Here is a 14819-nt window from a genome sequence, read left to right as displayed (position 1 = left end):
CAAAGAATGACAGAGAATCCGTCAGAAGGGCATGGTTGAGATGGCGATTCTTCCGCAGCGGGCGTCCGCCGGTCAGGTTCGGGCAGCCGGGCCCGTGCGATGCGATTTGAAAACCAAGCGGCTGATCCCGCGCCTGCAGCCTGGGGAGATCGCCGTGCTGGCACACGAAGATCTGGATGAAATCGCGGCGCAAGGGTTGATTGAAGCCCGCGTCGCGGCGGTTGTCAATACGCGATGTTCGATGACGGGGCGCTACCCAAATCGCGGCCCGTTGCTTTTGTTGCAGGCGGGCATCCCGCTGCTCGACGCCGAGCCGGAGGAAGACAGCGGGCAAAGCCTGATCGATCGGGTGCATGACGGGGATTGGATGACCATTCTCGACGGTGTTTTGTATGTGTGGGATCGCTACGCGGGAAGGGCTGAAGTGTTGACAAGCGGGGAGATCGGCCGCCGCATGGAGTTGGCCCAATCGAACGCGCCCACCGAATTGCGGCGGTTTCTCGATAACACCCTGCAATACGCGGGCCGGGAAAAAGATTTTTTTCTCGGACCGCTGCCGGTGCCGGACTTGCAGACCCGCATCCGCGGCAAGCACGTGCTGGTGGTTGTACGTGGCAGTACGTACCGGGAAGATTTGCAGGCGATCTCCCATTACATCCGGGAGCAAAAACCGGTGCTGATCGGGGTGGACGGCGGGGCGGACGCCTTGCTGCAGGCCGGTTTTCGCCCGCATCTGATCGTTGGCGACATGGATTCTGTCTCCGATGCGGGGTTGGCCTGCGGGGCGGAGCTGCTGGTGCACGCGTATCTGGACGGCAGGGCGCCGGGGCTGCAACGAATCGAGCGGCTCGGTTTGCGCGCGCACAAATATCCCGCTCCCGGTACCAGTGAAGACATCGCCATGCTTGTCGCGCACGAGCTGGGGGCCGAACTGATCGTCGCCGTGGGGACGCATACGAATATGGTCGATTTTCTGGAAAAAGGACGCAAGGGCATGGCCAGCACTCTCTTGACACGGCTGCGGGTCGGGCCGAAACTGGTGGACGCGAAAGGAGTCAGTCAGCTGTACCAGACCCGTGTTTCGTGGAATGGGGTGCTGGTGGTGATACTGGCCACGCTGCTGCCGGTGGCGGTGCTGGCGGCAGTCAATCCGGTGGTTCGCAATATCCTGCGGATCCTGTACTGGAAACTGAAACTGTTGTTCGCATAGGAGGTGGCCGGATGTACGGATTCCGCTATCACCTCGTGACGGTCATCGCCGTGTTCATGGCGCTGGGGATCGGCATTTTATTGGGCGGGGCGGTTGGACCGGAGCTGTTTCCGAAGGAACAGGTGGCGCTCTTGGATCGTCTGGAAGAAAAATACAACGGGCTGCGGGCCGAAAACTCGAAATGGATGCGCAAGGTATCGGAGCTGACGCGGCAGACGAACCAGTACGACCAGGCGATCCGGCAGCTGGGCGATCCGTACGTGAAAGACAAGCTGGCCGGCAAAAGAATCGTGCTCGTTCAACTGGAAAAAGCGGATGCGACGAAAATCGCCGGCTGGCTGCAAAACGCGGGCGCCCAGATTCTGGCGACGGTCAAACTGAAAGACCCGGACTCGTTTCTCGACGGGTCGACGTTGCCGGCGTTGGCGCAGGGCCTCGGCATTCCCGCGGAGACGGGCGGTGCCGCCATCTACTCCCATTCGGCGCAATCGCTGGCGAACAGCATTACCGGGACGGCTTCTGCCGCCTGGGCGGATTTTTTGCAGGACAGCGGGTGGGTGCAGATCCGCGGCCAATTGGGGGGCCGGCCGGACGCGGTGGTGGTGCTCGGCGGACTCGGCAAAAATTCGCAAGCGCGGCTGCAGTTGTTCGATATCCCTTTGCTAAAAGAGATTCGCAAACAAAATGTGCGAATTGTCGGGGCGGAGCGGTCGGACAACGAAACTTCGATCGTGCCGGCCTATCGCAGCCTTGGCATCCCGACGGTCGACAACTGCGATCAGGCGAGCGGGCTACTGTCGCTGGTTGAGCTGATCAATGGCAAACAGGGCCATTTTGGCGTCAAGCCAACGGCCGAATCTTTGATCCCGCCGTTGGACAATTCGTAGCGTTCAATCTTGGTCTCCTGTCGGATCGAAGCAGGAGGATAACGGAGGTGGAAAGCGTGCGTGTGGGAGTGATGATTCCCGCCTATAACGAGGCGGAGCGGATCCGGATGACGATTCAGGCGGTCCGTTCCCTGCCGCAAGTGGCGGAAATTCTGGTGGTCGATGACGGTTCGACCGACGACACCATATCGGAAGCGCTGCGGGCGGGGGCACGGGTGGTGTGGCACGGGAAAAATTACGGCAAGGGGCAGGCGTTAAAAACCGGCCTGCAGTCGATTCAGAGCGAAATTGTGGCCGTGGTGGACGCCGACATGGGCGAGCAGGCGGTGGAGATTCAGAAACTGATCGAACCGGTGGCAAACGGGGAGGCTGACATGACGGTCGGCGTGTTTCCGCCGCTGCAGGGGAAGGGAGGGTTCGGAATGGTGAAGGGGATCGCGCGCTGGGGGATCCGGCGGTTGACCGGTTTTTCTGCAGAAGCGCCGTTGTCGGGTCAGCGGGCGCTGAGCAAAAAATTGGCCCGGCAGCTCAACATCGCTGACGGGTACGGTGCGGAGGTGAAGATGACGATCGATGCGTTGCGGGCCGGCTGGCGGGTGGTGGAAGTGCCGGTTGCGATGCACAACCGCGAATACGGGCGGACAATACGCGGGTTCCTGCATCGGGGCAGGCAATTTTTGCACGTTTTGCGGGCGCTGCTGGAGTGTTGGAACGATTCCCCGGCGCTGCCGGACGTTGACCGGGAAGTGGAACGGCCGACAGCCGGGTGGAGGTGATGGCCGGTGGGGGGCTTGGGGCAGACAGACTTGATCTGTTTCGGAATGTCGGCTGCGGGTTGTTTGGTCAGTGCGGCTGTGACCCGCCGGTTGCTGCCCGCCTATTGCCGGATGGCGGCGAAAGCCGGGTGGTTGCGCCCCAATTACAAAGGAGAGCGGATCCCGGTGAGCGCCGGAGCGATCATGGTGTTGGCGTTTCTGGCTGCAGGGGTGCCGGTGCTGCTGGTTGACAAGCTTGTGCGGCTTGACACAGGCATCGAACAGGCTCTTCTGTTGGCGGTTGGCATGGGATTTCTCGGTCTGTTGGACGACATGGTCGGATCGCGCGAAGCGGCCGGTCTGAAAGGACATTTGCGAAAATGGGTGATGGAAGGCGAAGTTACAACCGGTCTATTGAAGGCAGCCGGCGGTCTGATGCTTGCGTTGGGGGCGGCGGTGGCCGCGTCGCCGGCGGAACACGCGGATTGGAACGGTAAGCTGGTGCTGTCGATTTTACTGGACGGGCTGGTGATCGCGCTGATGGCCAATTGGATCAATCTTTTGGATGTCCGCCCCGGCCGAGCATTGAAAGCCAGTTTGTTGAAAATTGGCGGATTGCTATGGTTTGTGCCGTTCGATGCATCGGTGTTGCTGCTGTTGCTGGCCGGTGCGGTAGCCGCCTATTTTCCGGCCGATCTCAGGGGCAGAGCGATGATGGGGGATGTGGGCGCCAATTTTATCGGAGGCATGTTGGGGTATGCGATCGTCAGATCATTCGGGTTGGCAGCCACGGCGGGAGTGCTTGCAGTCCTCGCCGGTCTGCACTGGTATACGGAATCCCGTTCGTTGAGCAAACTGATCGAACAGAACAGGTGGCTGACATGGATGGACGAACTGGGGCGGGATGAGGCGCAATGACAGACGCGCCTTATTTTTCCCGCTCCTTCTGCAGTTTCCAGGCGGGCTTGCGGACCAGACCGCGCTTTTTGTCGCGGTAGTAGATGAATCCGCCGAGGAAGAAAAGCCCGCCGAGCATCAAAATCGAGCCGAGCAAAATCCGCCACCAGACGACGGCGGCTGGATTGCTGATCGAGTCCATCACGGCAACCCGGATCAGATTCAGTCCGTATCCGGACAGCAGAAAAATCCCGATCAAAATCAGCCAGGAAACCAACCGCAGCATCGTAATCCTTCCTTTCTTGCTTCAATATACAAGATCAAACCGGCTTGCACAAGGGATTTTCCGGATTTTGCCGGATGTTTCAACTTTCCTGGCTGCTGGATTGTGTTAGAATGTGTATGAAGAATATTTCCTGAAATTTTTTTCATATATAAGACTGGGTGAGGATGTATGAAGCGGGTATTGTTGATTGGAGCCGGCAAGGGCGGCTCGTCGATTCTTCGGGTGTTGACGGAAAGGGGGCAGGTTCAGGTGGTAGGCGTGATCGACCTGGATGACCAGGCGCCGGGCATCCAGTTGGCCCGCCAGTTGGGCATTCCGACAGGCCGGACGTTTGAGCCGTTTTTGACGGAAGCGTTGGACCTTGTGATTGAGGCGACCGGTTCCGGCGAAGCGTATCAAAAAATCCTCGAACGTTTGCCGGCACACGTGATCCTGATTCCAGGGGACATCGCCCAATTGCTGATGTCGCTGATCGAAGAGAAGGAGCGGCTGATCCGCCGCTTGACGCAGCAGCGGCATGAGCTGGACGTGATTTTGAATTCCACGCACGACGGCATGATCGCAGTCGACCAAAACGGCATCATCACGCTGTTCAATGCGGCAGCCGAGCGGATCATGGGCATTCGTTCGGAGGATGCGATCGGCTATCCCGCACAAGAGGTGATCCCCAACACGCGGCTGCATCTGGTGCTGCAATCGGGGCAGCAGGAGTTGAACCAACTGCAATGGCTGGAGGATACGAGGATCATCACCAACCGGGTGCCGGTCACCGACGACGCGGGGAAACTGATCGGCGCCGTCGCCGTGTTTCGCGACGTGACGGAAGTGCAGGAACTGGTGGAGGAAGTCACCAACTTAAAAGAGATCCAATCGCTGTTAAGCGCGATCATTCATTCGACGCAAGACGCGATTTCGGTGGTCGATGAAAAGGGGCACGGACTGCTGATCAATCCGGCCTACACCCGCTTGACCGGACTTACGGAGAAAGATGTGCTGGGCAAACCGGCGACAGTCGACATTGCGGAAGGGGAAAGCATGCACATGCACGTCCTGCAGACCGGCCAGCCCGTGCGGGGCGTGCAGATGAAAGTCGGCCCCAACCGCAAGGAAGTATTGGTCAACGTCGCACCGGTGCTGGTCGAGGGGAACCTGCGGGGCAGCGTCGCGGTGATTCAGGATATCTCGGAGATCAAGAAGCTGTCGGATGAACTGGACGAAGCGAAACAATTGATCCGCAAGCTGGAAGCGAAATACACGTTCGAAGATATTATCGGGACATCGCCCGAAATGCAGATGGCGATCGAGCAGGCGAAGATTGCGGCCCAGACGCCGGCGACCGTGCTGCTGCGGGGGGAATCGGGAACCGGCAAAGAGTTGTTCGCCCATGCGATCCACAGCGCGTCTGTCCGCCGGTACAACCAGTTTATCCGGGTGAACTGCGCCGCCATCTCCGAGACATTGCTGGAAAGCGAACTGTTCGGCTATGTGGAAGGGGCTTTCACCGGCGCCGCCCGCGGCGGCAAGAAAGGGCTGTTTGAAGAGGCGTCCGGCGGTACTATTTTTCTCGATGAAATCGGTGAACTGTCAGTCAGCACGCAGGCGAAGATTTTGCGCGTGCTGCAGGAAAAAGAGATTTTGCGGGTTGGCTCGTCGAAACCGATCGCTGTCGACGTCCGGGTGATCGCCGCCACGCACGTCGATCTGGAACAGGCGATCCGCAGCGGCCGCTTTCGGGAAGATCTGTACTACCGATTAAACGTGCTGCCGATCGTGATTCCCCCGCTGCGGGAACGAAAAACGGACCTGCTGCCGCTGTGCCACAAACTGATCCGCAAGTTCAATCAGGAGTACGGCCGCAATGTGGAGCGGATTTCAGACGCGGCGTTTGCCAAAATGTTGGCCTATGACTGGCCCGGCAACGTCCGCGAACTGGAAAACGTGCTGGGACGGGCGATCATCAACATGAAATTTACCGAAACGGTGATTGAGGCGGAACATCTGCCGGAACTCCAACAATCCCGGCAGCCGCAGGAAGCGAAAAAATCGGGAGCGGAAGCGGACCGGACGCTGCAGACGCTCGAGCAGGCGGTCGCTGAAACGGAGCGAAACCTGATCCTGCGGGCGCTGGAAGCGAGCGCCGGTAACAAGACGAAGGCGGCCCAGATGTTGGGTGTATCCGTCCGACATCTGTACAACAAGTTGGAGAAATACGGAATCCAGCAGACTGATCGGATATGAAAATTATTTCATGAAATAAATTTCAGGGACGTGAACAGAAGTTCACAATTTGTTCAAAAAACCCCTGCAAAACGCTTGAAATCGCTGTTATAAATGTTGGCACGCTCCTTGCATAGTAACTGGCGGGGAAGCAAATTTTTCCCCGTTCACCTCTTTGCTTACAGAAACGGAATGTGATAAGGTGGAGGTATCATGAGTTGATATTAATACCTGATCACAATTCCCTGCAAAATTCCTTGAGGGGGCAGGTCACATGAAGGTTTTCGAGTACATGCAAAAATACGACTACGAGCAACTGGTTTTCTGCCACGACGAAGCGTCCGGTCTGAAAGCGATCATCGCCATTCACGACACCACGCTAGGGCCGGCGCTGGGCGGATGCCGGATGTGGACATATGCGACAGAAGAAGAAGCGATTCAGGACGCGCTGCGCCTGGCGCGCGGCATGACCTACAAAAACGCGGCGGCAGGGTTAAACCTTGGCGGCGGCAAAACGGTGGTCATCGGCAATCCGCGGACTGACAAGAGCGAAGCGCTGTTCCGCGCGTTGGGGCGGTACGTGCAAAGCCTGAACGGCCGCTACATCACGGCGGAAGATGTCGGGACGACGGTGCACGATATGGACATCATTCACCAGGAAACGAAATATGTAACCGGCGTCTCGGAAACATACGGTTCGTCCGGCAACCCGTCGCCGATGACGGCACTCGGCGTGTTCCGCGGCATGCAGGCGACGGCGAAGGAAGCGTTCGGCTCCGACTCGCTGGAGGGCAAGGTCGTGGCCGTGCAAGGCGTCGGCAACGTCGGCTACTATTTGTGCAAACATCTGTATGAAGCGGGAGCCAAATTGATCGTCACCGACATCAACGAAGACAATGTGAAGCGTGCGGTCGAAGAGTTTGGGGCGCAAGCGGTCGCGCCGAACGATATCTTCGGCGTGGAATGCGATATCTTCGCACCCTGTGCGTTGGGCGCGGTGATCAATGACGAGACGATTCCGCAATTGAAATGCAAGGCGATCGCCGGGTCGGCCAACAACCAGCTGAAGGAAGACCGGCATGGCGACAAATTGCAGGAACTGGGAATCCTTTACGCGCCCGACTATGTGATCAACGCCGGCGGCGTGATCAATGTGGCGGATGAACTGGAAGGATACAATGCGGAACGGGCCCGCAAGAAAGTCGAAAATATCTACAACATCCTGCTCAATGTGTATCAGATCGCCAAAGAGCAAGGGATTCCGACCTACAAAGCAGCGGATCGTCTGGCGGAGCAACGGATCGAAACGATGCGTCGGACGCGCAGCAACTTCCTGGTGAACGAACGGAGCCTGCACAGCAAGTGACGCTTTTTTCCATAATCAATCAGCGGAACGAACGAGTCCCGGCAGCGCATGGAGCACCGCTTCAGTGCACCGCCGGGCCTCACAGGGGGGCATATGGTGGAACAATATGATGTCGTGATTGTTGGCGGCGGGACCGGCGGCTATGTGGCTGCCATCCGCGCTGCCCAATTGAGGCTGAAAGTCGCGGTCGTCGAACAGGCAAAAGTCGGTGGCACCTGCCTGCACAAGGGCTGCATCCCGTCGAAAGCGATGCTGAAAAGCGCCGAGATGTTCCAGGCGGCGAAAAAGCTGGGCGAATTTGGCGTTGTGACAGGCGAGCCGACACTCGATTTTGCAAAAGTGATGGAACGGAAATCGAAAATCGTCGCGCAACTGCACAAAGGGGTGCAGCATCTTCTGAAAAAGAACAACGTACCGGTCATCGAAGGGTTCGGCCGGGTGATGGGACCTTCCATTTTTTCGCCGCGGGCAGGTGCCGTGCGGGTTGAAAGGCCGGATGGAGAGTCTGAAATTCTGACGCCCAATCATGTGATCATCGCCACCGGTTCGCGTCCGAAAGCGCTTCCCGGGCTTGCATTCGACGGAGACAAAATCATCAACTCGGACCACGCGTTGGAACTGACGGAAGTTCCCAAATCGATGATCATTATCGGTGCCGGCGCGATCGGGGTGGAATGGGCGTCGATGCTGAACGACTTCGGTTGTGACGTGACCCTTGTCGAATCGATGCCGCACATTCTGCCGCAGGAAGACGAAGAGGTGGCGAACGAACTGGCCCGCAACTTCAAGAAACGCAGGATGAAAATTTTGACCGGTGCCAAGGTGCTGCCGGAGACGGTACAAATCGAAGGCGATCAAGTGTCGGTCCAGGTTCAGCAGGGTGACAGGACGGAAACGCTGCGGGCCGAGAAAATCCTCATTGCGGTAGGACGGGAAGCGGCGATCGACAACATCGGCCTGGAAGCAACGGAAGTCCGTGTGGAACGAGGCTTTATCAAAGTGAATCGGTTTATGCAGACGGCCGAGTCCAACATTTTTGCCATCGGAGACGCGATCGGCGGCCTGCAGTTGGCCCATGTGGCGGACCATGAAGGGATTGTGGCGGTGGAGAAGATCGCCGGACTCGATCCGCATCCGATCCACTACGATCACGTGCCGCGGTGCACCTATTCGCGGCCGGAAGTGGCCAGTGTCGGGATCACCGAAAAGCAGGCGAGAGAGCGCGGGCATCAGGTGAAAGTCGGGAATTTTCCGTTCCGCGCCATCGGCAAGGCGCTGGTCAACGGAGAAATCGACGGGTTTGTCAAAATCGTCTCGGACGCTGAGACGAATGACCTGCTCGGCGTCCATATGGTCGGTCCGCATGTGACAGACATGGTTTCGGAAGCGGGGCTGGCGATGCTGCTGGATGCGACCGCATGGGAAGTCGGATTGTCGATCCATCCGCATCCGACGCTGGCGGAGGCGATTGGAGAGGCTGCATTGGCGGTGGAAGGCCGGGCGCTGCATATATAAGGCTTAATCGGCAAGCACTCTGGCGGGGATCCGATGGAAATCTCCGAGTGGTTGGCAGCATGTCAATTCCGGTTCCGAGCCGCGGGACCGGCTCCATAAAAAGTGAAATCTTCCGTGCGGGGGGAGTCAAAGTGAGCAAGCATGAAGAGTTGGGCCTGACGAACGAGCAATTGTTAGAAATGTATTACTACATGCTGCTGGCGCGGCGTCTTGATGAGCGCCAGTGGTTGTTGAACCGGGCGGGCAAAGTCCCGTTCGTGATCTCCTGCCAGGGGCAGGAAGCCGCGCAGGTGGGGGCTGCCTACGCGCTCGACCGCCAGCATGATTATGTTTGTCCGTACTATCGCGATCTCGGGGTTGCCCTCGTGTTTGGCCAGACGGCGCGCGATGTGATGATGTCCGCGTTTGCGAAACCGGAAGATCCGAACTCGGGCGGACGCCAGATGCCTGGCCACTTCGGCGGCAAAAAATACCGCATTGTCACCGGTTCTTCGCCCGTGGCGACACAGGTTCCGCACGCTGTCGGGATCGCGTTGGCCGCCAAAATGCGGCGGGAACCGACTGTGGCCTTCACCTCGCTGGGCGAAGGCTCGACCAACCAGGGGGATTTTCATGAAGCCTGCAACTTCGCGGGCGTCCACAAGCTGCCCGTGATTTTCTATGTGGAAAACAACAAATACGCGATCTCCGTCCCGCTCAGCAAGCAGCTGGGCTGCGAGAACGTCGCGGATCGGGCGATCGGATACGGGTTTCCCGGTGTGATTGTGGACGGCAACGATGTGCTGGAAGTCTATCGCGTGTTTAAACAAGCGCGCGAGCGGGCGATCAAAGGGGAAGGACCGACGTTGATCGAGGCGAAGACGTACCGGTTGGTGCCGCACTCGTCCGACGACGACGATCGCAGCTACCGTACCCGCGAAGAGGTGGAGGAAGCGAAAAAACACGACCCGATTCTCAAGTTTCGCAACTACCTTATGGCGGAAGGAATCCTGACCGACGAACTGGTCAACGAGTATGAGACTCGCGTCATGAAAGAAGTGAATGAAGCGACGGAAGCGGCGGAAAAAGCGCCCTATGCGGAACCGGAAAGCGCGCTGCTTCACGTATACGCAGAGTAGGGGGAGCGGGGAAACATGGCGATCAAATCATACATTGAAGCGGTGACGGAAGCGTTGGCCGAAGAGATGGAAAAAGACCCGCGCGTCTTTGTGCTGGGTGAAGACGTCGGCGTGCGCGGCGGGGTGTTCCGGGCAACAGCCGGTTTAATCGAGCGGTTTGGCGAGGAGCGGGTGATGGACACGCCGCTGGCCGAATCGGCGATCGTTGGCGTGGCGATCGGCGCCGCGATGGTCGGCATGCGTCCGGTGGCGGAGATCCAGTTTGCCGATTTTATTATGCCGGCGTACAACCAGATTGTTTCGGAAGCCGCCCGGATTCGCTACCGTTCCAACGGCGACTGGAATTGCCCGATCACCATTCGCGCGCCCTACGGCGGCGGCGTGCACGGGGCGCTGTATCACTCGCAAAGCGTCGAGGCGCTTTTTCACCATGTTCCCGGGCTGAAGATCGTTGCGCCCTCCACGCCGTATGAGGTGAAAGGCCTGCTGAAAGCCGCGATCCGCGACGAGGACCCGGTGATTTTTTTCGAACATAAACGCTGCTACCGTCTGATCAAGGGAGAAGTTCCGGAAGAAGACTATGTGCTGCCGATCGGCAAGGCGAATGTGAAGCGGGAAGGCACCGACATCACGGTCTTCACGTACGGGCTGATGGTTCATTTCTGTCTGGAAGCGGCGGAAGCGCTGGCGCAGGAAGGCATTTCGGTGCATGTGGTCGACCTGGTCAGCATCCGGCCGCTTGACGTCGAAACCATTCTGGAAGCGGCGCGAAAAACGGGCAAAGTTCTGATCGTGCACGAAGACAACAAATTTGGCGGGGTCGGAGCCGAAGTGTCCGCCATCATTTCGGAAGAGGCACTGTTTGATCTGGATGCGCCGATCATGCGGCTGTGCGGTCCGGAAATCCCGGCGATGCCCTACAGCCCGCCGCTGGAAAAATTCTACCTGTTGAACCCGACGAAGATCGCCGATGCGATGCGAAAATTGGCCGAGTTCTAGACGCAGCCCGGAACGGGTGAACCTGATGCAAGGAGGTTGTCGAATGGCGGAAATCAAGATGCCCCAACTGGGCGAATCGGTGACGGAAGGCACGATTGCCAAATGGCTGAAACAGCCTGGCGACCGGATCAACAAATACGACCCGCTGTGCGAAGTGATTACAGACAAGGTGAACGCGGAGGTGCCCTCCGATTTTGCAGGTGTCTTGACAAAAATTCTGGTACACGAGGGAGAGACCGTCCCGGTCGGCACGGTGATCGCCGTCGTCGAAGAGGTGGGGGCGGAAGTCCCGGCAGAAGAAGCAAAAGCTGCGCCAGCGGCAGCGGCGGTGGGAGCGGCTGCAGAGGGGGTTGCAGCCGAGCCGGCAGCAGTTGCGGACCGCGGGAATGCGGCAACGGTGTTTGCAGCAGCGGACGGGGAGGCGAGAGCCCGTTTTTCGCCGGCTGTGATGCGTTTGCTGCAGGAGCATAACCTGGATCCCTCACAGATCAAGGGGACGGGAGCAGGCGGGCGGATCACCCGCAAAGACGTTCTTGCTTTCATTGAACAGGGAGGAGCGGCGCAACGGCTGATCAAAACGGAAGAAGACCTGTCCTCGGTCGCTGTTCCGACAAAACCGGCGACAGGATCTGTTCCGGTTCAGGTTGCCGCACCAAAAACGACTGTGGAGACCGGGGACGAGCGGCCGGCTAATGGCGCAACAGTTGCAGCCCCGGCGGCGAAACCGGCAGAGCGGTTAGCGGAAGAGGGGGATACGGTGATTCCTGTTACCCCGATCCGGGCCACCATCGCCAAGCGGATGGTGGAAAGCAAGCATACGGCTCCGCATGCCTGGACGATGGTGGAAGCGGATGTCACCAGCCTGGTCAAATTCCGTGAATCAGTGAAAGACGAGTTCAAGCGAAAAGAAGGAATTTCGCTCACCTTCCTGCCGTTTTTCATCAAAGCGGTCGTCGAGTCGTTGAAGGAATTCCCGGTGTTGAACTCGACATGGGCGGGAGATAAGATTATTATAAAGAAACGGATCAATATCTCGATTGCGGTGGCGACCGACGATGCTCTGTTTGTACCGGTCATCAAGGATGCCGACCGCATGTCGATCCTCGGGCTTGCCCATGCGATTCATGAGCTGGCTGCCAAGGCGCGGGCGGGGAAACTGGCACCGGATGATATTTCGGGCGGAACGTTTACCGTCAACAATACGGGAGCATTCGGCTCGATCCTGTCGCAGCCGATCATCAACTCGCCGCAAGCCGCGATTCTCTCGATGGAATCGATTGTCAAGCGTCCGGTTGTGCTGGAAAACGACGCGATTGCCATCCGCTCGATGGTCAACCTGTGCCTGTCGCTCGATCACCGCGTGCTGGACGGGTTGGTCTGCGGCAAGTTCCTGACTGCAGTCAAGCAGCGGTTGGAGTCGTTCGACGGGAGCAAGGTGAGTCTTTACTAGACGATCACAGCCGCCGGCCGCGCGCTTTTGCCATCACTTGGGCACAAGTCACGCTTTGGCACGAAAGTGCCAAGTCGTGCTATGGAGGTGGGACAGGTGGAAGAACTGAACGTCTTGAACGAGACGACGCAAGAATCGAAACCGCTTCGCCGGCCGGAGTGGCTGAAGATACGACTCAACACCAACCAGAATTTCACGGAACTGAAAGAGCTGATGCGGGGGAACCGGCTGCATACGGTTTGCGAGGAAGCCCGCTGCCCCAACATCTTCGAATGTTGGGCGAACCGGACGGCTACCTTTATGATTCTCGGCTCGATCTGCACGCGAGCTTGCCGCTTCTGTGCAGTAACGACCGGCATGCCGACCGAACTGGACTGGGAGGAACCGCGGCGGGTGGCGGAATCGGTGGAAGTGATGGGGCTGCAGCACGTGGTCGTCACGTCTGTTGCGCGGGATGATTTGCACGATGGCGGAGCTGCCATTTTTGCCGCCACGATTCGCGCGATTCGGGAAAAGCGGCCGTGGTGTTCGGTCGAGGTGCTGATCCCTGATTTTCAGGGGAACTGGGACGCGCTGAAGGTCGTGATGGATGCCCGGCCGGACATTTTGAACCACAATGTGGAAACGGTTCGCCGCTTGTCGGACAAAGTCCGTGCCAAAGCCAAATACGACCGGTCGCTGGAACTGCTGCGCCGGGCGAAAGAGATGCAGCCGGACATTCCGACCAAATCGAGCATTATGCTGGGCGTTGGCGAAAGGTACGAAGAAGTGCTGGAAACGATGGACGATTTGCGGGCAGTTGATGTCGACATCATGACGATCGGCCAGTATCTGCAACCGACCAAGAAACATCTCGAGGTCGTGCGCTACTGGACGCCGGAAGAATTTGCCGCGCTTAAGGAAGAAGGCCTGAAACGGGGATTCAAGCATGTCGAATCCGGGCCGCTGGTGCGGAGTTCCTACCATGCGCACGAACAAGTTCAGCAGGCGGAAGCAAATGCCAAATAACCACATGCCCCTCGCGCAAGGCGGGGGTCTTTTTGCTTATCAGGAGGCGGGAGCAAGAGATGGTGACAACTTGCAAGATCATCGACCTGGGGAAAATCGAATACGGCGCGGCCTTTGAATTGCAAAAACAGGCGGTCCGGGAAGTGATGGCCGATAAATCGACCACCCGGGTCTATCTGTTGGAACATCCGCCTGTGTATACGATCGGCCGGGCGGGCGGGGAACATCATGTGCTGGTGGATGAACAGCAGCTCAAACAGTTGGGCATCTCCCTGTACGAAGTGGACCGCGGCGGCGACGTCACCTACCACGGCCCGGGGCAGTTGGTCGGCTATCCGATTTTGCCGCTGGCCCGTTGGGGAAATGATGTGCGCCGGTACATCCGGATGCTGGAGGAAGTGGTGATCCGCTTTTTGCGGGAATACGGAATCGAGAGCGGGCGCATCGAAGGGCTCTCCGGCGTTTGGGTCGGCAATGAAAAAATCTGCGCGATCGGCGTTAAGGCGAGCCGCGACAGGGCAGGCAAAAGTTTTATTACGTCGCACGGGTTCGCTTTGAATGTGCAGCCGGACCTGAGTCATTTTACCCATATTGTTCCGTGCGGCATTGTGGACAAGGGTGTGACATCGATGCAGCGACTGCTTGGCCGCGAGGTCCCAATGGACGAAGTCAAACGCGGGTGGGTGCGGTCGTTTGCGGAGGTGTTTGAAGTGCAATGCGTGTGGAAACGTGTGGCCGTTTAACCATTCTGTCTTAACTTCAGTACGTAGATTTCTCTTTCATGCTCGCCGGTTTTGTGAACAAGGTAGTGTGCCGATTGGGTCACTTCATCCAGTTGTCCTTTCATTTCGGCCACGTCTTGCTTCAGACCGGCGACATCGTTTTTGAGCCCAGCAACTTCTTCTTTGAGTACAGCTACGTCTTCTTTGAGCACGACCACATCGTGTTTGATGAGAAAATAGAGTATCATTGAGGCAGTAGGGGATCGTTTGCCTCGGTTTTTGGGCAATAGGATGCCCGGGAGGCCCATTCTCCTTCCATATTAAGGGGATTAATTAAGTTGATTAGGCTGTGACGTCAGCTGATTTTGTCACCACATAGCCTTTCTTCT

General features: G+C 58.1%; 14 protein-coding genes. 12 read left to right on the top strand and 2 right to left on the bottom strand.

Annotated elements, in window-relative coordinates:
• Window positions 1-40: 40 nt before the first annotated feature.
• From steA to C230_RS0114760, 4 genes are read left to right on the top strand one after another with little or no spacing between them, the layout of a single operon-like run.
• Entirely contained in the window at window positions 41-1210 is a 1170-nt protein-coding gene (gene steA / locus C230_RS0114775; protein WP_018132826.1) for a putative cytokinetic ring protein SteA, read from the top strand.
• An 11-nt stretch (window positions 1211-1221) separates the two neighbouring features.
• On the top strand, window positions 1222-2097 hold the full coding sequence (locus C230_RS0114770; protein WP_018132825.1) for a copper transporter: 876 nt from the start codon (window positions 1222-1224) through the stop codon (window positions 2095-2097).
• A 47-nt stretch (window positions 2098-2144) separates the two neighbouring features.
• Window positions 2145-2873: a glycosyltransferase family 2 protein gene (locus tag C230_RS0114765; RefSeq protein ID WP_018132824.1), complete on the top strand. Its 729-nt coding sequence runs from the start codon at window positions 2145-2147 to the stop codon at window positions 2871-2873.
• 6 nt (window positions 2874-2879) lie between these two features.
• The gene (locus C230_RS0114760; protein ID WP_018132823.1) at window positions 2880-3770 is read left to right on the top strand and encodes a hypothetical protein; all 891 of its coding nucleotides are present in this window, start codon (window positions 2880-2882) and stop codon (window positions 3768-3770) included.
• Window positions 3771-3780: 10 nt separating this feature from the next.
• On the opposite strand, the gene C230_RS0114755 is transcribed toward C230_RS0114760, so the two are convergent.
• Complete coding sequence (locus tag C230_RS0114755; protein ID WP_018132822.1) at window positions 3781-4035, bottom strand: DUF2627 family protein; 255 nt, start codon at window positions 4033-4035, stop codon at window positions 3781-3783.
• A 168-nt stretch (window positions 4036-4203) separates the two neighbouring features.
• Between C230_RS0114755 and C230_RS0114750 the strand changes: the two genes are divergently transcribed.
• The 8 genes from C230_RS0114750 to lipB all read left to right on the top strand — a co-directional run bounded on the left by C230_RS0114750 (window position 4204) and on the right by lipB (window position 14451).
• Window positions 4204-6273, top strand: a complete 2070-nt coding sequence (locus tag C230_RS0114750) for a sigma 54-interacting transcriptional regulator (RefSeq protein ID WP_018132821.1) — start codon at window positions 4204-4206, stop codon at window positions 6271-6273.
• A 253-nt stretch (window positions 6274-6526) separates the two neighbouring features.
• On the top strand, window positions 6527-7618 hold the full coding sequence (locus C230_RS0114745; RefSeq protein WP_018132820.1) for a Glu/Leu/Phe/Val family dehydrogenase: 1092 nt from the start codon (window positions 6527-6529) through the stop codon (window positions 7616-7618).
• A 93-nt stretch (window positions 7619-7711) separates the two neighbouring features.
• Window positions 7712-9133, top strand: coding sequence for a dihydrolipoyl dehydrogenase (gene lpdA, locus C230_RS0114740; RefSeq protein WP_018132819.1), 1422 nt, complete (start codon window positions 7712-7714; stop codon window positions 9131-9133).
• A 179-nt stretch (window positions 9134-9312) separates the two neighbouring features.
• The gene (locus C230_RS0114735) at window positions 9313-10251 is read left to right on the top strand and encodes a thiamine pyrophosphate-dependent dehydrogenase E1 component subunit alpha (protein WP_051074266.1); all 939 of its coding nucleotides are present in this window, start codon (window positions 9313-9315) and stop codon (window positions 10249-10251) included.
• 15 nt (window positions 10252-10266) lie between these two features.
• Window positions 10267-11250 carry an alpha-ketoacid dehydrogenase subunit beta gene (locus C230_RS0114730; RefSeq protein WP_018132817.1) on the top strand — a complete coding sequence of 328 codons (984 nt, stop codon included), beginning with the start codon at window positions 10267-10269 and terminating at the stop codon, window positions 11248-11250.
• A gap of 43 nt (window positions 11251-11293) precedes the next feature.
• Window positions 11294-12700: a dihydrolipoamide acetyltransferase family protein gene (locus tag C230_RS0114725; protein WP_018132816.1), complete on the top strand. Its 1407-nt coding sequence runs from the start codon at window positions 11294-11296 to the stop codon at window positions 12698-12700.
• A gap of 105 nt (window positions 12701-12805) precedes the next feature.
• On the top strand, window positions 12806-13708 hold the full coding sequence (lipA, locus tag C230_RS0114720) for a lipoyl synthase (protein ID WP_407635581.1): 903 nt from the start codon (window positions 12806-12808) through the stop codon (window positions 13706-13708).
• A gap of 59 nt (window positions 13709-13767) precedes the next feature.
• On the top strand, window positions 13768-14451 hold the full coding sequence (gene lipB / locus C230_RS0114715; RefSeq protein ID WP_018132814.1) for a lipoyl(octanoyl) transferase LipB: 684 nt from the start codon (window positions 13768-13770) through the stop codon (window positions 14449-14451).
• On the opposite strand, the gene C230_RS20605 is transcribed toward lipB, so the two are convergent.
• Window positions 14448-14642 carry a hypothetical protein gene (locus C230_RS20605; protein WP_156807473.1) on the bottom strand — a complete coding sequence of 65 codons (195 nt, stop codon included), beginning with the start codon at window positions 14640-14642 and terminating at the stop codon, window positions 14448-14450. The genes lipB and C230_RS20605 overlap by 4 nt on opposite strands.
• Between the last annotated feature and the right edge of the window lie 177 nt (window positions 14643-14819).

This window comes from Effusibacillus pohliae DSM 22757 (genome assembly GCF_000376225.1).
Classification (GTDB): Bacteria; Bacillota; Bacilli; order Tumebacillales; family Effusibacillaceae; genus Effusibacillus; species Effusibacillus pohliae.
Note: the sequence above shows the minus strand (reverse complement) of the source record. Positions and strands in the feature narration are given on the sequence as shown.

Bases quoted from the DNA above. Each gene is read 5' to 3' on its own strand.
- steA (WP_018132826.1), top strand. From the start codon at position 41: ATGGCGATTCTTCCGCAGCGGGCGTCCGCCGGTCAGGTTCGGGCAGCC.
- C230_RS0114770 (WP_018132825.1), top strand. From the start codon at position 1,222: ATGTACGGATTCCGCTATCACCTCGTGACGGTCATCGCCGTGTTCATG.
- C230_RS0114755 (WP_018132822.1), bottom strand. From the start codon at position 4,035: ATGCTGCGGTTGGTTTCCTGGCTGATTTTGATCGGGATTTTTCTGCTG.
- C230_RS0114750 (WP_018132821.1), top strand. From the start codon at position 4,204: ATGAAGCGGGTATTGTTGATTGGAGCCGGCAAGGGCGGCTCGTCGATT.
- C230_RS0114745 (WP_018132820.1), top strand. From the start codon at position 6,527: ATGAAGGTTTTCGAGTACATGCAAAAATACGACTACGAGCAACTGGTT.
- lpdA (WP_018132819.1), top strand. From the start codon at position 7,712: ATGGTGGAACAATATGATGTCGTGATTGTTGGCGGCGGGACCGGCGGC.
- C230_RS0114735 (WP_051074266.1), top strand. From the start codon at position 9,313: ATGTATTACTACATGCTGCTGGCGCGGCGTCTTGATGAGCGCCAGTGG.
- C230_RS0114730 (WP_018132817.1), top strand. From the start codon at position 10,267: ATGGCGATCAAATCATACATTGAAGCGGTGACGGAAGCGTTGGCCGAA.
- C230_RS0114725 (WP_018132816.1), top strand. From the start codon at position 11,294: ATGGCGGAAATCAAGATGCCCCAACTGGGCGAATCGGTGACGGAAGGC.
- lipB (WP_018132814.1), top strand. From the start codon at position 13,768: ATGGTGACAACTTGCAAGATCATCGACCTGGGGAAAATCGAATACGGC.